Origin of the sequence: Rhizorhapis suberifaciens (assembly GCF_014200045.1) — a bacterium.
Lineage (GTDB): Bacteria > Pseudomonadota > Alphaproteobacteria > Sphingomonadales > Sphingomonadaceae > Rhizorhapis > Rhizorhapis suberifaciens.
Window position 1 is genome coordinate 1 of the sequence record NZ_JACHOV010000008.1, and the last position, 20,396, is coordinate 20,396.

Annotated in this window: 17 protein-coding genes, 1 tRNA gene and 1 pseudogene; 9 read left to right on the top strand and 10 right to left on the bottom strand. The window is 58.4% G+C overall.

Annotation, left to right across the window (positions count from 1 at the left end; translation table 11 throughout):
• Positions 1 to 307 precede the first annotated feature (307 nt).
• Positions 308 to 463: pseudogene (locus HNQ99_RS10745) on the bottom strand (IS5/IS1182 family transposase); the annotation flags it as partial.
• Between the two features lie 387 nt (positions 464 to 850).
• Between HNQ99_RS10745 and HNQ99_RS10750 the strand changes: the two are divergent.
• The 3 genes from HNQ99_RS10750 to HNQ99_RS10760 are packed head-to-tail and all read left to right on the top strand — an operon-like array spanning position 851 to position 5,020.
• Complete coding sequence (locus HNQ99_RS10750; RefSeq protein WP_246414908.1) at positions 851 to 1,225, top strand: hypothetical protein; 375 nt, start codon at positions 851 to 853, stop codon at positions 1,223 to 1,225.
• 37 nt (positions 1,226 to 1,262) lie between these two features.
• Positions 1,263 to 3,623 carry a TonB-dependent receptor gene (locus HNQ99_RS10755; protein ID WP_322790360.1) on the top strand — a complete coding sequence of 787 codons (2,361 nt, stop codon included), beginning with the start codon at positions 1,263 to 1,265 and terminating at the stop codon, positions 3,621 to 3,623.
• Positions 3,624 to 3,625: 2 nt separating this feature from the next.
• Positions 3,626 to 5,020 carry a PepSY-associated TM helix domain-containing protein gene (locus tag HNQ99_RS10760; RefSeq protein WP_184475664.1) on the top strand — a complete coding sequence of 465 codons (1,395 nt, stop codon included), beginning with the start codon at positions 3,626 to 3,628 and terminating at the stop codon, positions 5,018 to 5,020.
• Between the two features lie 236 nt (positions 5,021 to 5,256).
• Here HNQ99_RS10760 and HNQ99_RS10765 read toward each other — a convergent pair whose 3' ends face one another.
• The 5 genes from HNQ99_RS10765 to thyA form a co-directional block, all read right to left on the bottom strand.
• Entirely contained in the window at positions 5,257 to 6,783 is a 1,527-nt protein-coding gene (locus HNQ99_RS10765; protein ID WP_184475665.1) for an aminoacyl--tRNA ligase-related protein, read from the bottom strand.
• A gap of 88 nt (positions 6,784 to 6,871) precedes the next feature.
• Positions 6,872 to 8,098 carry a dihydrolipoamide acetyltransferase family protein gene (locus HNQ99_RS10770; protein ID WP_184475666.1) on the bottom strand — a complete coding sequence of 409 codons (1,227 nt, stop codon included), beginning with the start codon at positions 8,096 to 8,098 and terminating at the stop codon, positions 6,872 to 6,874.
• A 6-nt stretch (positions 8,099 to 8,104) separates the two neighbouring features.
• Positions 8,105 to 9,109, bottom strand: a complete 1,005-nt coding sequence (locus tag HNQ99_RS10775) for an alpha-ketoacid dehydrogenase subunit beta (protein ID WP_184475667.1) — start codon at positions 9,107 to 9,109, stop codon at positions 8,105 to 8,107.
• A gap of 26 nt (positions 9,110 to 9,135) precedes the next feature.
• On the bottom strand, positions 9,136 to 10,407 hold the full coding sequence (locus tag HNQ99_RS10780) for a 3-methyl-2-oxobutanoate dehydrogenase (2-methylpropanoyl-transferring) subunit alpha (protein ID WP_184475668.1): 1,272 nt from the start codon (positions 10,405 to 10,407) through the stop codon (positions 9,136 to 9,138).
• 117 nt (positions 10,408 to 10,524) lie between these two features.
• On the bottom strand, positions 10,525 to 11,457 hold the full coding sequence (gene thyA / locus HNQ99_RS10785) for a thymidylate synthase (RefSeq protein WP_184475669.1): 933 nt from the start codon (positions 11,455 to 11,457) through the stop codon (positions 10,525 to 10,527).
• Between the two features lie 167 nt (positions 11,458 to 11,624).
• On the opposite strand from thyA, the gene HNQ99_RS10790 reads away from it, so the two are divergent.
• On the top strand, positions 11,625 to 12,035 hold the full coding sequence (locus tag HNQ99_RS10790) for a JAB domain-containing protein (RefSeq protein ID WP_184475670.1): 411 nt from the start codon (positions 11,625 to 11,627) through the stop codon (positions 12,033 to 12,035).
• Positions 12,036 to 12,153: 118 nt separating this feature from the next.
• A tRNA-Pro gene (locus HNQ99_RS10795) sits at positions 12,154 to 12,230 on the top strand.
• 48 nt (positions 12,231 to 12,278) lie between these two features.
• Here HNQ99_RS10795 and HNQ99_RS10800 read toward each other — a convergent pair.
• Both HNQ99_RS10800 and HNQ99_RS10805 read right to left on the bottom strand, forming a co-directional pair.
• Entirely contained in the window at positions 12,279 to 13,454 is a 1,176-nt protein-coding gene (locus tag HNQ99_RS10800; RefSeq protein ID WP_184475671.1) for a PrnB family protein, read from the bottom strand.
• An 86-nt stretch (positions 13,455 to 13,540) separates the two neighbouring features.
• Positions 13,541 to 13,990, bottom strand: a complete 450-nt coding sequence (locus HNQ99_RS10805; protein WP_184475672.1) for a vgr related protein — start codon at positions 13,988 to 13,990, stop codon at positions 13,541 to 13,543.
• Positions 13,991 to 14,189: 199 nt separating this feature from the next.
• On the opposite strand from HNQ99_RS10805, the gene HNQ99_RS10810 reads away from it, so the two are divergent.
• The 3 genes from HNQ99_RS10810 to ndk all read left to right on the top strand — a co-directional run bounded on the left by HNQ99_RS10810 (position 14,190) and on the right by ndk (position 16,611).
• A complete protein-coding gene (locus tag HNQ99_RS10810) occupies positions 14,190 to 15,644 on the top strand; it encodes a leucyl aminopeptidase (RefSeq protein ID WP_184475673.1) in 1,455 nt (484 codons plus the stop codon).
• An 18-nt stretch (positions 15,645 to 15,662) separates the two neighbouring features.
• Complete coding sequence (locus HNQ99_RS10815) at positions 15,663 to 16,100, top strand: DNA polymerase III subunit chi (RefSeq protein ID WP_184475674.1); 438 nt, start codon at positions 15,663 to 15,665, stop codon at positions 16,098 to 16,100.
• An 88-nt stretch (positions 16,101 to 16,188) separates the two neighbouring features.
• Positions 16,189 to 16,611 carry a nucleoside-diphosphate kinase gene (gene ndk, locus HNQ99_RS10820; RefSeq protein WP_184475675.1) on the top strand — a complete coding sequence of 141 codons (423 nt, stop codon included), beginning with the start codon at positions 16,189 to 16,191 and terminating at the stop codon, positions 16,609 to 16,611.
• A 140-nt stretch (positions 16,612 to 16,751) separates the two neighbouring features.
• On the opposite strand, the gene HNQ99_RS10825 is transcribed toward ndk, so the two are convergent.
• Positions 16,752 to 17,993 (bottom strand): tetratricopeptide repeat protein, encoded by a 1,242-nt coding sequence (locus HNQ99_RS10825; protein ID WP_184475676.1) that lies wholly within the window; start codon positions 17,991 to 17,993, stop codon positions 16,752 to 16,754.
• Between the two features lie 79 nt (positions 17,994 to 18,072).
• Positions 18,073 to 19,353, bottom strand: coding sequence for a hypothetical protein (locus HNQ99_RS10830; protein ID WP_184475677.1), 1,281 nt, complete (start codon positions 19,351 to 19,353; stop codon positions 18,073 to 18,075).
• Between the two features lie 194 nt (positions 19,354 to 19,547).
• Here HNQ99_RS10830 and yaaA point away from each other — a divergent pair, with 194 nt between their 5' ends.
• Positions 19,548 to 20,303 (top strand): peroxide stress protein YaaA, encoded by a 756-nt coding sequence (yaaA, locus tag HNQ99_RS10835; protein WP_184475678.1) that lies wholly within the window; start codon positions 19,548 to 19,550, stop codon positions 20,301 to 20,303.
• Positions 20,304 to 20,396: the final 93 nt, after the last annotated feature.

The window sequence follows — 20,396 nt, forward strand, 5'->3', positions numbered from 1 at the left end:
TCCACGGCATCCAACACCTCCCCCATGCAATTGCATGGGGGAGGTGTTACCCATGTGTCCGGTACAAAACGTCACCTATGTCTCAGGTCGGTCATGGTTGTCCAAACCTTCCTCCCCATATCGAAGCTCCGGCCGACCACGTGGCGCCGCGGGCGATTCGTCCGCTGAGCTTTCGAGGTGGTTCGCCATATATGTCGCCCCGTTTCCTACCGTCATCCGCTTAGAAAGCCTGGGTGACGCCCAATTCGGCGAGCAGGCGCTTCTGGTCGTAAAGGCTGATGATCGAGAAGTTACGGGTGTAGGTGACCCTCGGGGCATCACGCCCACGCAGCCCGGTGCGATTGACGAAAACGATGCCGCTCAGCACCCGTCGTTCATCAACCCTTGGTTTGCCATGGCCCTTGGGAAAGTACGGTCACAGACGCGCCATATGCTCCTCCGTCAGCCAGTACAGGTGGCTCATCCACAGTCTCCTCAAAGAGCCTGAATCAGGTCGCGACGCTCATATCAATGGGTCCTCACCCTAGTGGGGCCCTTGATCATTTCGCTGCCTCGGGCCAAGGTCGCCAGAGGTCTGGTCGATTGCTCCGTCGGCCACGTAAGATGAGGTGCCGTGTTGACAGGTAGGCTATCTGGCAAGGTCGTTATAGGATTTTGGGCAGTATTGGCGTAGTCCGGAGTAGCGAAATCGAGAACTCGTAGTTCGCATCTTCGACGACCCTGGGGAGCCACGTTCTCTCTACACCATACGATCATTGGGACGCCGTACGATTAGGATCACCCGTCGACAGCCTATCATTAAGCGGCTAGTTGGGCGCGCATGAAGGGGGACCGACTCAGAGCAAGCCCGTTGCGCGCCAATATTGCGCTGAGCCTTGTCGCGTTCGCGCTCCTTCTGCGGATCGCGGTTCCTGCAGGCTGGATGCCTGCCGCTGCCGGGAGCGGCTATGCCATTACGCTCTGTACCGGCATGGGGGCGATTTCGGCATGGGTCGATGATGAAGGCCGGGTTCACAAGGAAAAACCTGCCGACGCCCAGTCCGATCAACCGTGCGTCTTTTCCGGCTTCAGTGCCGCGCTGGACTTGCCAGCACTCGACGGCACTCTAGTCGTTCCGCCCTTAGCGATCGTCACGCTTTTCGTGCTTCCCATCGCCAGCGTAACCATCGGACGCGGCCTTGCGGCACCGCCGCCACCATCAACAGGACCGCCAACCAGCCTCTGATCTCATTCGCGGCGCGCCCGGCTCTTAGGTGCGCCTTATGATCAGTGGCGACGCCGGCAAGGCGTATGCCTTTGCCAAGGTGTTTATCCCCATGCGTTTCAATTCGGTGGCTGGCAGCGTGTCCACGCTTGCCCTTATTGCTGTTATTGCTGTTCCTGTTGCTGCCCATGCCGAATCCGCGGAGATGGATGGTGGCAGCATCCTGGTCGTGGGCCAGAAGGACAAGCCGATCGAAATTGCGCCACGCGGCCTTGCGGTCAGCCTTGGCCAGGAGCAGATGGAGGCAGTCAACGCCGTCAACACCGAAGACCTGATGAAATATGCGCCCAATTTCTTCGTCCGGAAGCGCTACTCCGGGGACAGCAATGGCGTGCCGGGATTTCGGGGCACGCATTCGACCCAGAGCGCCCGAACGCTGGTGATGGTGGACGGCTTCGTCGTCTCAAACTTCCTCGGCAACAGCTTCGGCTTCGCTCCCAAATGGGGCGTGGTCGGTCCCGGTGAGGTCGAGCAGTTCGACATCGTCTATGGCCCCTATTCATCGCGCTATGCGGGCAATTCGATGGGCGGCATTATCAACATCATCACGCGCGACCCCAAGCACACCGAAGTTTTTACGGCAGTTCAGGGTTTCGTCCAACCCTATGACCAGTTCAGCACGCGGGACGATTATTACGGCTTCTCGGGTGAAGCTGGCCTTGGCTGGAAACAAAAGGACCGCCCCTTCTCAGTGCGCCTGACCGGACGCTTTTTCCGTAATGATGGCCATCCAATGAGCTTTTACGGGCTCACACCCGTCACCGGCGCCGCAGGAATGGCCGTGACTGGCTCCATTGTCGATCCTGAGCAGGCCCGGGCAACGGCAGCGGGCACTGGCATTCCCAATGCACCGGGGACAGCTACAAACCCGATCTTTGCAGCTCAATCGCCGGCGCGGATCACCCAAAACCAGGCCAAGCTCAAGGTCCGCTATGACGACGGCAACATCACTGGACAGTTCCTCTTCGCCTTCTGGCACAATGAGGACAGCCAGACGCGTCCCGACTGCTATCTGCGCGATGCTTCTGGCAATGTGGTCTGCGATGGCCGCGTGAGCGTTGGCAGCCAGACCTATACCGCTTCAGGAGCCAATTTTTCAAAGACGCTGCGTGACGAATTTCTGACCGGCTTGAATCTTGCCGCGCCGTTTAATGACAACACGACTGCGCGACTTTCGGTTTCCACCTACCAGATCGTCCGTTCAGATGGTTTCACATCCGATGGCTATGCGGCGGGTCGCGATCATGGTCCGGGCGTGCTTGCCGCGCAGGGACCGACCGGCTGGTGGTCGGGCGACCTCACAATCGAAAACAAGACCGCCGCTCGCGAATTGGCTTTCGGCTTCACGGTGAATCACTATGAGACCGACCAGTTCCGCTATTCGCTCGGGGATTGGGCTAGCGATACCGGCAGAACGTTCTCCAGCCGCACCTTCGGCAAGAGCCGCCAGCTTTCCGGCTGGGCCGAGGCACGCTGGCTGCTCGATCCGCTTACGATTTCGATGGGCGTCCGCTATGATAATTGGCGGGCATTTGATGGCGGCCTTATTGGGCAGCAGGCGAATCTTCGCTATGCCTCGCGCGAGCAGGATGCCGTCAGTCCGAGCCTGTCTTTTGAGTATCTCCTGGACGATGCCACGCAACTGCAGCTGAGCCTTGCGATGGCAACCCGGTTCCCAACAGTCGGAGAACTTTTCCAGGGCAGTCTCAACGGCGACGGCAGTTTCAATGCCGGCAGCTTCGATCCCAACCTCAGACCGGAAAGAAGCAAGGATGCAAATCTGCTCATTGCGCATCATTTCGGTAGGCTGAAACTCACTGGTTCCGCCTTTTACCAACAGGTGAAGAATACAATCTTCTCCTTTACCGGCTTCAACCTGAATGGGGTGCTCACCAACAATTTCAAGAACATCGATTGCACGCGCCAATATGGCTTGGAAATGATCGCCGAAACGCACGACTGGCCGCTCCCCGGCATGAACATTGATGCCAACGCGGCATATATCAATGCAAAGACGCTGAGGAATGATGCCGCTCCCACCGCTGAGGGCGCGCAGTTCCCACGCATTCCCAAATGGCGCTTCAACGCGAATCTCAGATATGCTATCGCCGACCATTTGCAGGGATCGCTTGGAATGCGCTATGCGAGCCGGCCCAATACCGACCTTTTCGGCCTGCAGCGTGGCGACGGCTTCGGTTTCACCTCCGAGCTGTTCGCGCTCGACGCCCGGCTGAACTGGGATATGACGGATCATTTCCGCCTGTCGGCAGGTGTCGACAACATCACCAACGACCGCGCCTGGGTATTTCACCCCTATCCGCAGCGCACCTTCCTCGTCGAAGCCGGATGGAGGTTGTAATTATGGAACGTACCGCGCTTTACGGCACGATCTGGCGCTGGCATTTCTATGCCGGGCTGTTTGTCATTCCTTTCGTTCTGATCCTTTCGATCACCGGCGCAATCTACCTGTTCAAACCGCAGGTAGAGCGTTGGGAGGAACGCGCATATCGCAATCTTCTGATCGAACGCGCCGCCAGCCCTGACGTGCAATTGAAAGCGGCGCTGGCTGCCTTCCCTGGCGCGCGTTTTCAAAGCTACCGCCTGCCTGAACGGAACGGCGATGCCGCAATGATTCACCTTGGCCTGCCAGATGGTCCAAATGATCGGGGGGCGATGCGCGACGTCTTCGTCTCGCCGCAGGGCAAGGTGCTGGGCAGCCTCGATCCGGAAAAGCGGATAATGGCGGTGGACCACCGCATCCACGGCCAGCTTCTGCTCGGGCCGCGAGGGAGCTGGCTTGTGGAACTGGCCGCGAGCTGGGCTATCGTCATGATCCTCACTGGGCTTTATCTCTGGTGGCCACGCGGCAGGGGGCCTGCAGGAGTGGTCTGGCCGCGTCTCCGGCGACGCAATCGCGTTTTCTGGCGCGATCTGCATGCCGTCACCGGTTTTTGGATCGCGGGCTTCGCGCTGATATTGCTCGTCACCGGTCTTCCCTGGACGGATGTATGGGGCAGCGCCTTCAAGGCTGTGCGGGCCGAAATGGGTTGGGTCAAGAGCCAGCAGGACTGGACCATCGGCGGCCGCATAGTGGACGCAGGCGAACATGCGATGCACAGCGAGCATGACCATTCCGCCATGATGGCCATGGATATGTCCGCTCAGGACCATGACGCGACGCTGGTTTCACTGAGCGAGATCGTTGCCAAAGCCGGGGAAGAGCATCTTGCTTTCCCGGTGACAGTAACGCCGCCAGACGCGCAACAGCGTATTGATGATCCCACGGCGATGGGCTGGACGGTTAAGTCCGATACGCAGAACCGACCGCTCCGGATATCGATTGCCTATGATAGGATAACCGGGGCCGAATTGTCGCGCGACACCTTCTCCGGCAAACATGTGATTGACCGCGTGGTCGGCTATGGCGTCGCCTGGCACGAGGGGCAGCTTTTCGGCTGGGCGAACCAGGCCGTCGGCGTGCTGACTGCACTTGCCTTGATGACGTTGTCGGTCAGTGGATTCGTCATGTGGTGGCGGCGCAGACCGAAGGGTGTACTGGGCGCTCCGCCGTTACCGGCAATGCCAGTCCGCATGGGAGGGCTTGCCGCCCTGCTTGCACTGCTGGCGGCGCTCCTGCCTTTGCTCGCGCTGTCCCTGCTCCTTCTCACCGCCTTTGAATGGTTGGTATTCCGGCGGATACCTGGTGTGCGGAATTGGCTGGGATTACGGGCAAGCGCCGGGATTGCGTCGATATAATTTGAAGCCTCTGTTCAGGCGGCTTGCCGACAGGCCGCGCTATCGACCAGCCCCTCTTGAGGGCGTCGGCCTGCCCATAACCTATGGCTTCTATGCCCTGAGCGCACTTGCTCCCTTTCTTCGTACGCGCCATGATCCACGAAACCCGAGGTTGGGAGTTAGAGGAAATGGAAGGCTAATTTGGTCGGTCGTCGATCGATTTGACGCCTTCGTTCGGGTCGAGGCACAGGCAAAGCTCAATAAGCGCGCCCCACCAGCACCCGTTCCACGGCTGGTTTGCCCGTAAACAGGCAAGCACCATCCGCCGCCGCCGCATCCAGGGGCACATTGCGCAAGGTCAATTTCATGCCCTTCAGCGTCTCCACCACCTGATCGAGCGCCGCGCCGGTCGGCTTGCTCCATTGCACCTCGGCCCAACCGCATTTCGAATCAGCCTCAAAATAAGAGGTAAGCCCCGCGATGTCAGTGATGTCACGATTGATATTAGCCTGAAGAAAAGCTTGCGCTTGGTCATGAAGCGACTGCTGAATTTCCTCCAGCATGACCGCTGCACCGCCAATAAATTTTTCCTTCACGACGATCGCGCTGTCGAGCTTTCCGGCCTCATTATAAAGCCGATCGCGCCGCAGCACCGACACATTGCCCGCTGCCAGATCTCGACCACCCACCTCAATGATGACTGGTGCGCCTTTTTTCACCCAGCTCCAACGCTTGTTCGCTGCTTTGATCGCCTTCTTGTCCAGCAGCGCCCGTACTGGCTCGCCAAAGACGCTTAGTTGTGACAGCGCGCTGACAATCTGTTTGCAATAAGCCAGAATCTCTTCATCTTCCGGCTGATCGCGCAGCATCGGCACAACGATGACCTGGTGAGGCGCAATCACCGGCGGGACGCGCAGCCCGTCATCGTCGCCATGCACCATCACCACCCCGCCGATCAGCCGCGTTGTAACACCCCAGCTGGTGGTGTTGGCGAGCTCCTGCTCACCCTGGCTGTTCTGAAAACGAATATTCTGAGCAACAGCGAAGTTCGTGCCCAGAAAATGGCTGGTGCCGGCCTGAAGCGCTTTGCCATCCTGCATCATCGCTTCAATGGAGTATGTCGCGACGGCACCCGGAAAGCGTTCATTTTCCGGCTTTTCCCCAGCGATCACCGGTAAGGCCAAGCAGTTTTCGGCAAGACTGCGATACACCTCAAGCATGCGGAGCGTTTCCTCGCGCGCCTCTTCGGCTGAAGCATGAGCCGTATGCCCTTCCTGCCAAAGGAATTCAGCCGTCCGCAGGAACATGCGGGTACGCATCTCCCACCTGACCACATTAGCCCACTGATTGGTCAGGATCGGCAGGTCCCGCCAGCTTTGAATCCAGCGGGAAAAAGCAGCGCCAATAATCATTTCGGAAGTCGGCCGGACCACCAGCGGCTCCTCCAGCTTCGAATCCGGATCGGGCACCAATGACCCGCCCTCAGCCTTCAGCCGGTGGTGCGTGACGACGGCCATTTCCTTTGCAAAACCATCGACATGCTCTGCTTCCTTCGCAAAATAGGAGAGTGGAATGAACAGCGGGAAGTAGCAATTTTCGTGGCCCGTCCGCTTTATCTCCGCGTCGAGTAGCTTCTGGATCCGTTCCCAGATCCCATAGCCCCATGGCCGGATGACCATGCACCCCCGCACGCCGGATTCTTCAGCAAGATCTGCCTCGCTGATGACGGCTTGATACCAGGCGGCGAAATCCTGCGCGCGCGTGACCGGAAGTGCGTGTTTCAATGTGCGAGCCTTGTAGGAGTGGTGAAATAGGGTCGACGCCACTTAGAATAAGGGAGCCCGCAAAGTCGAGGCTGGATTTAGCTCGCTATCATTCCGCGAACAGCAAAACTGGCGTTTCCAGCAATTGCTTTACCCGCTGAATGAAACTGGCGGCATCCCAGCCATCCACCACACGATGATCGCAGCTGGTGGAAAGATTCATCAGTTTTGCCGCTACGATTTCGCCGTCGCGGATCACCGGGCGCTCCACGATCCGGTTGACGCCGACGATGGCGACTTCGGGCCGGTTGATCACCGGAGTCGAAACAACGCCGCCCAGGGGACCTAATGAAGTTAGGGTCAACGTCGAGCCGGAGAGCGCCTCACGAGAAAGTTTTCCGCTCCTGGCGGATGCCGAAAGTTTCGAAATATCAATGGCTAGCTGCCAGATGCTCAGATTCTGCGCGTTCCGGATAACTGGCACCATGAGGCCGCTCGACGTCTGCGTCGCCATGCCTAGATGGACGGCGCCATGTCTTGTCACTACGCCCGCTTCGTCGTCATAGGTAGCGTTTACCATCGGAAAATCCGGCACGGCCTTGCATAGCGCCACGATCAGGAAGGGAAGCAGCGTCAGCTTCGGCCTCTCGCTCCGTCCGCTATTAAGGTCCTCGCGCATATTCTCTAGGGCGGTGACGTCGATTTCCTCGACATAGGTGAAATGTGGAATATGCCTTTTGGACGCCGCCATATTTTCCGCAATTTTGCGACGAAGACCGGCAATCTTGATCTCCTCGTCCGGGCGGGTCCCTGAAGCTCCCGGCGCCCGATAGCCTTTCCCATTGTTATAAAGCAGATAAGCGTCGAGATCGGCATGGCGTATCCGTTCGCCCTGCGGATGGATCAGCGCCAGATCGATGCCCAGGGCTTTGGCCCGCGCCCGGACAGCGGGAGAGGCAAGAATTTTCCCGCTGTTCCTGCCTAAATTCTCCCCATCCTTTTCTCGCTCTGTCTCTCCATTCTCGTTCGACGATGGGAGTTGAGTTTCCTCATCTGCCTGAAATTCAGAAGCCTCCGCCTTAGATTCCTCCCCCTGCTCTATCTCGATTTCCACCAGCATTGAACCAATGGCCAGTTGGTCTCCGACATTGCCGCCCAGTGCGATGACGCGGCCGTTCACGGGAGATTCCATCTCGACCGTGGCCTTGTCAGTCATCAAATCGGCAACCGGCTGATCCTCGACCACCGCATCACCCACAGCCACGCGCCATCCCACGATTTCCGCCTCGGCAATACCTTCGCCAATATCGGGGAGATTGAATATAAAACGCGCCATAAGGGTTTAATCCTTCAGGATTTTTTTAATCGATTCGCCAATGCGGATCGGCCCTGGAAAATATGCCCATTCCAATGAATGAGGGTAAGGCGTGTCAAACCCAGTCACGCGCTCTATCGGTGCTTCCAGGTGATAGAAACACCGCTCTTGCACCACCGCCGACAGTTCCGCTCCAAAGCCGCTCGTCCGCGTTGCTTCATGAACGATCATGCATCGCCCGGTCTTTTTGACGGAGGCTTCGACAGCGTCGATGTCCAATGGAACGAGTGTACGCAAGTCGATGATTTCCGCATCAACGCCCAACTCTGCCACGGTGTTGGCTACCACATGAACCATCGTTCCGTAACACAGGATGGTCAACGCCTCCCCTTCCCGCACGATACGAGCCTTGCCAAGGTCGATACGATAATATCCCTCCGGCACCTCTGCGTCCGGATGCCCCGCCCAGTTCCGTGCAGGGCGGTCATAATGGCCGTCAAACGGGCCGTTATAGATGCGCTTGGGTTCGAAGAAGATGACCGGGTCATTATCTTCTATGGCCGCGATCAGCAGACCCTTGGCGTCATGCGGGGTCGAAGGGATGACGGTCTTGATGCCCGAAACATGAGTGAAAATCCCTTCCGGGCTCTGGCTATGCGTCTGACCGCCGAAAATCCCGCCGCCAAAGGGGCTGCGAACGGTAATGGGGGCGGTGAACTCACCCGCTGAACGATAGCGCAGCCGTGCGGCCTCCGATACCAATTGGTCCAGCGCTGGATAGATATAGTCAGCGAATTGAATTTCCGCGACCGGGCGCAAGCCATAGACGCCCATACCGACCGCCACGCCAACAATGCCACATTCGGTAATCGGCGTATCAAACACGCGCGTCTTGCCATATTTTTTTTGCAACCCGGCAGTGGCGCGGAAAACGCCGCCAAAAAAGCCGACATCCTCGCCCATAACGACGACGTCGGCGTTACGGCCCATCATCACATCCAGGGCATCGTTGATGGCCTGCACCATAGTCATCTGACGGCTCTGTATCGCCACCTGGTTCACAGCCTGGCCGCTTTCGCTTCCTGGAACATTTGTTCCCGCTGTTCGCGCAGGTGCCAGGGCATTTCTTCATAAACACCCTCGAACAGCGTCTCTAGCGGTTGGTGCAGGCCGTGCCCAAGTATTCCGTTCTTTTCAGCCTCTTTTGCGCAACTTTTGACATATTCCGCCACCTCCAGATCCATGGCGGCATGCCGCTCCTTGTCCCACAGGCCAAGGCCGATAAGATGCCGCTTCAATCGCGCAATGGGGTCGCCTAGCGGCCATTTGCTGCTTTCCATAACCGAACGATATTGGGACGGATCGTCCGAGGTGCTGTGTCCTTCGGCGCGATAGGTGAAATGCTCGATCAGCGTCGGCCCGATATTTGCCCGCGCCCGGTCCGTCGCCCATTTCGTTGCCGCATAGACCGCCAGTGGATCATTACCATCCACGCGCAGACCGGCAATGCCATAGCCCACGGCTCGCGCTGCAAAGGTGGTTGCCTCCGCTCCAGCAAAGCCTGAAAAAGAGGATATAGCCCATTGATTATTAACGACATTCAATATTACCGGAGCGCGATAAACGCTGGCGAAGGTGCAGGCTGAATGGAAATCGCCCTCCGCCGTCGAGCCTTCCCCGCACCACACCGCGGCTATGCGCGTGTCGCCCTTTGCCGCGCTTGCCATTGCCCAGCCAACGGCTTGCGGACATTGCGTCGCCAGATTGCCGGAAATCGAAAAGAAACTCGCTTCCTTACTGGAATACATGATCGGCAACTGCTTCCCCTGCAGCCGGTCCGCCCGATTGGAATAAATTTGGTTCATCATGTCGACCAATGGCCAATCCCGCGCGATCAGCAGCCCCTGCTGCCGGTAGCTGGGGAAACACATATCGTCCCGATGAAGTGCGAACGCAGCCGCGATGGAAACAGCCTCCTCACCAGTGCATTTCATATAGAAGCTGGTCTTGCCCTGCCGCTGCGCCCGGAACATCCGCTCATCGAACGCGCGGGTCAGTGCCATGGCGCGCAACATCTTCAGTAATGTGTCGCCATCCAATCTGGGATCCCAGGGGCCGGTGGCGCGATGCTCTTCGTCGAGTACGCGCACCAGCCCATAGGCCAGGTCTCTCATGTCCGCCGGCGCCGCAGCCTCGTCGGGCCTGCGCGTCGCGTCCACCTGAGGAATCCCTATGTCGCTGAAGTCGACCTCATCCCCAGGTCGAAAATGGGGCTCGGGCACATGAAGACTGAGCGGCGGCAAGTTCCGTTTGTCCCGATGCTGAGCCATTCCTGCTCCATCCTCACTCCGCCTCAATGAGTCGAAGGCGGAATATTATTACCTTATGTTGTTATTATATTACCATCGGCTGCGATGGGCAAGCTTCATGAGCAGGGAAGATAAATTTCAAACCGCCACCGGCGCCGCAATATGTCCCTGCGGCGCGTAGTCTCGCACTTCAAAGTCCTCGATTCGGTAATCGAACATGGTCGGGGGACGACGGATTAAGTGCAGCGTCGGCGCGCCAGACGGCGTCCGCTGCAACTGCGCCTCCACCAACTCAGCATGGTTAAGGTATAGGTGTACGTCTCCGCCATTCCAGACCAGCTCACCCGGCTCCAACTCGCACTGCTGCGCCAGCATCCGGACGATCAACGCCGCAGAAAAGATGTTGAATGGAACCCCCAAGGCCAGGTCGCAACTCCTCTGAAACAGCAAGCCCGAAAGCTTTCCGTCCGCAACATGGAATTGATATGTCATATGGCAGGGCGGCAACGCCATCTGGTCGAGCTCATCCACATTCCAGCCGGTAAACAGCAATCGCCGCGAGCCGGGGCTGTTCCTGATCCCCTCCACCAACTCGGCAATCTGATTATGCCCCTGCGAGGCGCGTCGGTACAGGCCGTCAGGCAACGGCTCATAACGCGGCCAGTTAACCCACTGCGCTCCATAAACCGGCCCAAGATCACCCCAATCGTCGGCGAACTTCTCGTCCTCTATGACCCGTCGCTCGAACTCGGCCAAGCCAATCTCTTCGCCCGTCGCTTTACGGTATTTGTCGAGCGGCCAATCGGTCCAGATATGCACCCCCTGCTCGACCAGCGGGCGAATATTGGTGTTTCCAGTCAAAAACCATAGCACCTCCCGCGCCGCCGTTTTCCAATATATCCGCTTCGTGGTCAGTAACGGGATGGCGCCGGCAGCCAAGCTAAAGCGCATCGTCGCGCCAAAAACGGATCGCGTGCCGACCCCGGTCCGGTCGCCCTTTTCGGCGCCGCTTGTCCACACCTGCCGCATCAGATCCAGATATTGCTGCTCATAATGGGGGACGTCGGCCACTGATGCTGATCCTCATTCAATGTGTTCGAAAGGCTTAACCGAAGGAAGCCGCCCGGTCCATCAGTGACGCGAGCTGAACGCTCGCATGAACCATTTTCATCCAAATCGGCGTCACTTCCGACAAAGATGAGTTGGTCTTTAAAGCTTGCATTAGCCATTGCTTTTGGATGACTGAGCAAACATCCTTCGCTCATTTAACGGCTCCGCCGGAGATCCGGGTTGATCGTCAGCCACAAGCTGAAGCGATTTTCCCGGCAATTTCGCCATTGGAATATCTTCTCGTCTTATATGTCGATGCGGACGGAAAGATCGCGCAAGTTCATTGCAACACCGATTTCCTCAAAGATATGGTTTTGCTGCCAGCCCGCTCTATCGTGCGCGAAGCCTTGGTGCATGGGCACCGCCGGTTCATACTGATGCACAATCATCCTTCCGGCGATCCTAGTCCAAGTCCGGCCGACATTGTGGTCACCAGGCTGCTTTGCCGAACGGCTGCGACCTTGGGCCTCGAACTTCTGGATCACATTATCGTGGCGCAACAGTCCTGCTTCAGCTTTCGCGCGGCGGGTCTCATGTGATGTCCGAAACGGTCGCGAGCAATGCTTGACGATGCCCATCTCTCCGCTTGCAACCATGGAAACCCGCTTATATAGACCGCCGCCTGCCTTGCCGGTTCATCGCTGATTCCGGCCCGGTCGGGGAGTAGCTCAGCCTGGTAGAGCACTGTCTTCGGGAGGCAGGGGCCGGAGGTTCGAATCCTCTCTCCCCGACCATTTCTTTGGCCGACTATTTTTTGGCCGACTGTTTCTTAAGCCCATGGCCTATATCGTCTGCGTCCGGTTTTCATCCCGGTGCTTTTTCAGATAGCGCATGAAGGGCGTGCCGCCGGTGCCGATGTCGGTGTCGTTTCCCGCCCCCGCCGCAGCCTGCTTGTTGATATAGTTCGCCGCATATTCCAGGTGCCGGGTACGGAAGCGGGCGACCTGTTCGACACAGGCATTGAAGGCTGCCCTGATCTCCGCGCTTCCCTCCGCCACGCAGAAAGCGCGCAAGGTACTGGCCAGCGCGACATCTTCGATGAAGCGGCGATGGAGCGGCGGGCGATAGGTGTGGAGTTCTTTCAGGAACTCACGGAGGGCGTCATTCTGATGAGTGACGCCGAACAGCGCATCCATCGCCGGTACGATGGAGCTTTGGGAGCCGGTCTGCCCGCAAAAGGCCTGGGCCTCGTCCCGATAGCGACCTACGCCTTCGTAAATCAGTCCGGCCCCGAGCACCGGGTTGTTCTTCCATCCGTGGATATAGGGTCGTACCCGCTGGAAATAGATATAGGGATCGCACCGCTCCGGCATGCGGTCGAACAGCGCGTTCATCCGTTCCCATATGCCGTTCATTTCGATGAGCAGTTCAATCACGCGCCCCGCTTCTGCGGCTGTGGACGCCTCCATCAGCTCCACGCTCAGCTCCAGGGCGCGGCCAGCTTGCCCCTCTATGGCGACATGAACGAGGACGAACCAATTCTCGTCCTGGCCGCCCAGGAAATTCTGCACCATGCGAATATTGTCGAGCGCGATGGGCCCGTGCTTGTCGATGCGGCTCCAGTTGTCGAGGACATAAGCGGAATAGGGGAGCAGTGGGTGCTGGCCCAGCGCGTCCGCCAATGTGACGATCGGCGCCGCCAGATTGGCGGGGAGTGCAGTCGGAGGGTCCCTCTCACCCCAGACATAGGCCTGAACCAAGAAGGAATAGCGGACCATCGCGACCCGGACCTGCGCCTCGTCGGCTTCGGCCACAAATTGCCGAAGATCCAGAAGAGGAAGCGGGTCGAGCCAGTGCCTGATCCGGCCGGTGGTGAGCAGGCCGGAAAGACGTTCGGCGGTCGCCACCACTGGGGCCAGGAGGGATGGAAGCGGCACCTCGTCGGCTTCAAAGGCGGATAGAAAACCCCTGTCGGCGGAGAGCCCATAATGCATGAGAGGTTTCAGAGGCGTAACCATTTATTCCTCTTTGTTATTATTTTAATACGCAATCTTAGCATAATAAAACAATAAGGAAAATGGCGCGATCGTCATCCCGAGCCGCTTTAAAACGGTAAAATACCGGCATAATGCGACAAGGGAGGAGCGCCCGGAACTTGCACGCCATTGCGCAGCAGAAAGATATGCCTAACGATCTCTGCCTGCTGTTCAATCCCGTAGCGTTGCAAGGTCCAGCCCGGCTTCAGACTATAGTCGTAGCGGCAGAAGGGATGACGTCGAAGGACAAGGTTGATGCCCTTTTGATGCTGCCACACATGCGTCATCTCGTGGATGAACAGGCCTTGCCGCTGCACGGAGGTCGTGCAGAAATCCGCACAGAACAGCTTACCCTTTGGATGAAACCACAAATGACCGTCCGGCGCCATGGTGACCCGGCGGGGCTGGAACCAGAACCATTTGCGATTGTGTATAAGCACCCTGCTATAATCGATGGCATCCCCAAAGATTGACGCCGCCAAGGCTTGTTCCGACGAAGTCAAGGGACGCGAGTTCATGAAAGCGATAACCCCGGTCTCATTTGGATGCCGAACTCGACATGAATGCGCCACACCATCTTTTCCCTTGGGAAGTGGGAAGGTGATGCAGGGGTTTGAAGTGCGCGGGCAATATTTCCTCAAACCGCTTTGCCTGTGGGACATTGCTGCCTATGTGTCTTTTATCCGATTTCAGGCCAACAGATTCCAAGGACAGCCCATGCAAGTTACGATCAGCCCAGCCCGGCCGGCAAATGCCGACACTATCGCCTTTGCGGTTCGCAAGGATGGGCTGACGCAATTGCCCCTCGCCGCGTCCCGGCTGGTAGTTGATGGGGCTACTGCCGCTCGCTTCAATGGCGAGGCGGCTGCGATTTTTGAAACATTTGCCGAAGAAGGCGGAAAGATTGTGCGGGTCCTGCTGGTGGGTCTGGGCAGTGGGGGCGCGCAGGATTATGAGAAAGCGGGCGGTGCGCTCGTGGCTAAACTCCTTACCTCTGGCGCGACATCGCTGTCGGTGGAATTCGACGGCAGCGCAGATGCTGAGGCGGTCACCCGCGCCGCCACCGGCCTGACACTTCGCGGCTGGCGGATGGACACATATCGCACCCGCTTATCGGACAAGCAGAAGCGGACGTTGAAGGAGGTTACGCTGGTGAGCGACGCCGACGGCGTCGGCGATGCGTGGAAGCGACTGTCCGCTGTTGCCGAAGGCGTGATGTTCGCGCGTGAGCTTGTCACCGAGCCTGCCAACGTCCTTTATCCTGAAAGCTTCGTCGAGCGTTGCCAGCCATTAAAGGCGCTGGGGATCGAAATCACGGTGCTCGACGAGAAGCAGATGGCGGAGCTTGGCATGGGTGCGCTGCTGGGCGTGGCGCAAGGCTCGGTTCGCAAGCCCCGCCTGCTGGCCTTGCGTTGGGATGGCACCGGCGGCGCTCAGCAAAAACCGGCGGTGTTTGTCGGTAAAGGCGTTACGTTCGATACCGGCGGCATTTCCATAAAGCCTGCTGCCGGAATGGAAGATATGAAGTGGGACATGGGCGGCGCAGCGGCTGTAGCCGGTGTCATGAAGGCGCTGGCCGGGCGCAAAGCAAAGGCGCATGTAGTTGGCGTTTGCGGCCTGGTGGAAAACATGCCGGGCGGCAATGCTCAACGACCCGGTGACGTCGTGAAGTCCATGTCGGGCCAAACGATTGAGGTCATCAATACGGATGCGGAAGGCCGCTTGGTGCTCTGCGACGCCATGCACTGGGCGCAGAAGACCTATTCGCCAGAGATAATGCTGGATCTGGCCACCTTGACCGGGGCCATGATCATTTCTTTGGGAAGCGAAAATGGCGGGCTGTTTTCCAACGACGACGGCCTTGCCGAACAGCTTTTGGCTGCCGGCAAGGCGGCAGGCGACCCACTCTGGCGGTTCCCTCTTTCAGAGGCATATAACAAGCTGATCGACAGCCCGATTGCCGACATGAAAAATGTGGGCCCACGCGGAGCCGGCTCGATCACAGCCGCGCAGTTCCTTCAGCGCTATGTCGAAAATGGGGTGAAATGGGCGCATCTGGACATTGCCGGCATGGTGTGGGCGGATAAGCCCGGCGGCACTTGGGACAAAGGGGCGACGGGCTATGGTGTCCGCTTGCTCGACCAGTTCGTAGCTGATGTGCTGGAGAAGTGAGGCTGGATCGACGCTGATATGCAGGTTGACTTCTACCAGCTCAGCCGGGACCCGGTCGAAAAACTGTTGCCCTCCATTGCTCAGCGCATTCTGGATAATGGCGGCCGCCTGCTGGTCGTATCGGCGGACGAAGAACGGCTGGACCGCATCTCTCAAGGGCTGTGGAATGCTGGTTCAGCGACCTTTCTTCCACATGGCCGGCCCAAAAGCCCCAATCCGGACTTGCAGCCGATTCTCCTGAGTTCCACTTGTACGCCAGCTAACGGCGCGCGCCATGTTGCACTGTCCGACGGACTGTGGCGGGACGAAGCACTGGAATTCGACCGGGCCTTCTTCTTCTTCGACCAGGACAGTATCGACGCCGCCCGGCAAAGATGGCGGAGTCTTACCAAATGTGAAGGCGTGGAGCCGCGGTTCTGGCGGCAGGAAGGGCGTAAATGGATACAAGGTCCCTGATTGCCCTTAATGGCCTTGCCGTCGGCAGCCGCCGCCGCTAAGGCCGGGCCAATCCAAATCCATAAACATTTTACCGGAGTTTTTCGCCATGGCCGCGACACGCACTTTCTCGATCATCAAGCCTGACGCCACTCGCCGCAACCTGACTGGCGCGGTGACAAAGATGCTGGAGGAAGCGGGCCTGCGCGTGGTCGCTTCCAAGCGTATTCAGATGACGAAGGCCCAAGCCGAAGGCTTTTATGCCGTTCATAGCGAACGCCCTTTTTTCAATGATCTTGTGAGCTTCATGATCTCCGGCCCGGTGGTCGTTCAGGTCCTGGAAGGCGAAGACGCCGTCAAGCGCAACCGTGACGTCATGGGCGCAACCAATCCCGCCGATGCCGCGGAAGGCACGATCCGCAAGGCGCTTGCAGAATCGATCGAAGCGAACTCGGTGCACGGTTCCGACAGCGACGAAAATGCCGCCGTCGAAATCGCTTATTTCTTCAAGCCGGAAGAAATCGTCGGCTGAGCCTGATCAGGCAGGAAACGGACAATGGCGTCGCGCTCTTGCAAGGACAGAGCGCGACGTTTTTTGTCGCTGGCTTTTGCACCCATCGTCCTTGTGCCTGCATCGAGGTTGGACCCGTTCGTCTCAAGCCTGACGAAGCATTAACTCGGCGTTTGAACCGCTCCGCCCTGCCCCGCCCAGATCAGCCAGAACTGGGCGATGTCGCGCCATGGGCCTGTCACCGCTGAAAGCACCTTTTTGGCTCCTTCACGATCACCCGAACGGGCGAGTGCGATACCCAGGCGCGTATTGATCAGCCCTGGATCGGCGGGCGCCTGCGCCAACGCCTTGCGATAAAGTTCGGCTGCCTTGGAATAGTCCGCGATGGCGAGATAGCCGTCCCCCGCCTCCATCGCACCGTCGGCCTTTGCCGCCCGGCTTGCCAGCGCTGTTTTATCCTTGGCGGCGCGTGCATTGGCCGTTTTGTAGATGCTGGCCGTGGCGGAATCATTGGCGAGCAATTGGCCAGCCGAACGGCCTGCATCAACTACAGCTTTCACTTCGCCATACTGTCCGCTTTCAGCTGCGGCTGCTGAATAGGCATGATAATCCCGCTCACTGGCCAAAGCGCCCGCAGCCGATTGCAGGCGATAAAGGTCAAGCTTCATGGCCGAAGTCAGCGCAGGGTTGGCGAGATAATTGCTGATCGCGCTGCGCCAGTTCTGGGGCGATGGATAGCTGGCCAGCTTTTTGGCGTACCATCCGGCCAGTCCCGACCAGTCCTTCAGCTTGTAGGACATTGCGGCCGCACGATCATACCAGGCTTGATCAACCGTTCCGCCGCTGGCCTTCTGTTGCGCCATCGCCTCGTTCAGCAGCGCCATGCCCTCGGCCGTTTTTCCGGACCGCAAACTGGCATCGGCGAGCAGCAAGCTTTGCTGAGGGTTATTGTAGCCGAGCTGCCGAGCATAGCTGAGCTGCGCAATTGCATCATTCCATTCATTCAGCATGTAACTGAAATAGCCGGCAAGATAGCGCAGATAAGGAAGCTCGTTCTGCGGCGTGCCGCCGCTATCGAGCATGGCGGTTATCGCTTTGCGCTGCGCCTGAAGGTCTGCACGCTTGGCGGCGAGCTGCATTCGCAGGGCTGCCGCCCCATATTTTTCACCGGGTGTCACCGCCATGGCCTCCAGGGAGGCCACCTGCTGGCTCGCTCTCCCCACGTCGCCCAAATCAAGGGCCGACTGTGCGCTGCGGGCGGCCGTGCGGAAATCCTTGCTCAGCTCGAATTCGGCGCCCTTTGTTTTTTCCTTTGCCGACGCGATCGTTGTTGGAACGGCCAGAAGCGAGACGCCCAAAAGAATTGCTGTATGCCATTGGGCGAGCCGTGCAGGATATGTCATGAAGAACTCCAAAGTCAGCCGGAGTCAAAAAGGGGAGCGGAGAAAAGTTCCCCGCTCCCGTTCGGAACCAAATATCAGATCAGCCTTGCTGTTTGTTCAGCCAGAGCAGCCAGAATTTAGCGACGTCCTGACGCGATCCCGCACCGACCTTTGCAAACGCCGCCTTTGCGCCAGCGGCATCACCTGATTTGGCGAGCGCTATGCCGAGCCGGGTATTGACCTCATTAGCATCCACCGACCCTTTTTGCAGGGCGAGTTGGTACAGCTGAGCCGCCTTTGCATATTCGCCATAGCCCAGATAGGCGTCGGCCGTGGATGAGGCGATCTTGCCATTTGCGGCTTTCGCGGCGTCGCGTTCGCCGGCCGGCAATGAGGACTTGTCGCCCGCGATGCGGCCGCTTGCGATCTGATAGACCTCCGAAAGTTTGGCAGGCGCAATCTTGCCCTTGCTACGTCCTTCGTCGATCACCGCCTTGGCTTCTCCGGGAAGGCCGCTGCTGACAGCGGCTTCGGCATATTCCGAATAGTCATATTCGCTTTCCAGCGAGCCGGTGGTTCGCATCAGGCGCATCAGGTCCAGGTTTTCCGCCTTGCTGATGGTCCGGTGGGTGTCCTGATAGCCGCGCAGCAGGCTGCGCCAGTTCTTGGCGCTGGGATCGGCCTCTACCGAATACATCGCCCACTCGCTCGCCTGGGGCAGACCGGCCACATAGGCAAGCTGGAAGCCGCGCTCATACCAAGCGGCGGGAACGGGCTTGCCTTCGCTCTTCTCGACTTCGATACCCTGCTTCAGGTGCGGAAGACCTGCCTGCACGGCCGCCTTGCCGTCGGGAGTAAACTGATTGCCCTTGGCCGTTGCAACGGCCTTCTTGAAATAGGACTCCGCCAGCATGATATGGGTTGCGCTACCGGGATATCCTGCCGCCACGGCTTTTTGCAGATGGCCAATAGCAGCGTCGGGTTCATTGGCTTTGAATGCAAAGTCGCCGGCATAGAATTCATATTTGCCGACCTCAGCCGGAGGCGTGGCCCCGCTCCCCAGCATGCCTTCTAGGGCGGCCCGCTGAACTTTTGGGTCATTCAGGCCCAGGCCGAGCTGCAGCCGGAGTATGTTCAAAGTATAAATGTCGTCAGGCGTTTTGGCCGCCGCTTCAGCTGCCGCCAGGTGGGATTGCGCACCTGCAAAATCCTTTGACGATATCGATTTTTGCAATGTGCTTGCCTGTGCAAGAAATTCCTTGCTGAAATTCTGCTTGGGCGCTTTTTCCTTTTTCGCCGCCATCGCAGGCGAAGCGCCGACAACGGCAACGCCACTGGCCGCAAGGATAAGGCCCAGGGCCATGGTCGAGACGAAACGCATATAATTGTCCTCCAGTAGACATCCTGCACATTGGTTAGTTGCTTCAGTAAATCGCCCGCCGGCCCCACACAAGACCAATGCTTGCCTGATCTGCTAGCCAGTCGCGACTGAATACCGGTTGAACGCGATTAAGGCGATTAGCCGCGTTTGGCGCACCCTTTGACCCGGCGATCCTCATCGGCTAGGCGACCTTAATGCTCGCCCTCATCTCTCCCGCCAAATCGCTTGATTACGATAGTCCGCTTCCCGATTTCCAGACTACTTCGTCGCGATTCCCCCGGCAGACTGCCGAACTCGCCAGAGGCGCGGCCAGGTTGAAAGCAGCGGACCTCAAGCGCTTAATGCATATTTCCGATACACTGTCTGAACTTAACGCCCGACGTTACGCCGGATTCCTGGATCAACCGGAACGGCCGGCGATCTATGCCTTTGCGGGCGATGTCTATGTGGGATTTGAGGCCCGCACGCTGGCGGAGGAAGCCGTGCTTTTTGCGCAGGAGCATGTTCGGATATTGTCAGGACTCTATGGGTTGCTGCGCCCGCTGGACAATATTCGCCCCTATCGCTTGGAAATGGGAACGCGCTGGGCGCCCAAGGCAAAAAGCCTCTATGCCTTTTGGGGTAACAGTATTGCAAATCTGATTTCCAAAGATTTGTCGGCGCTAGAGACAAACGTCCTCATCAATTTGGCGAGCAACGAATATTGGAAGGCGGCAGAAGGCCATATTCCGCCTCATGTCCGGGTGATCGATATCGATTTTCGCGAAGAGGGGCCAAACGGACTTCGCTTCAACAGCTTTGCTGCAAAACGTGCGCGGGGGATGATGGCGCGCTTCATGTGCGAAAACTTCCTATCGGATCCGGCATCGCTCAAGGGCTTCGACAGCGACGGCTATGCGTTCGACGCGGAAGCATCGACGGAGAAAATGTGGCGTTTCGTGCGGCGCTGAATTTTCTTCGCGCGTACGCGCGTACACGCGCGAGGGGGTGACAGGCCCCTGCCCCTTCGCTAGAACGCTTCTCAACCTGTAACCCAAGCCAAA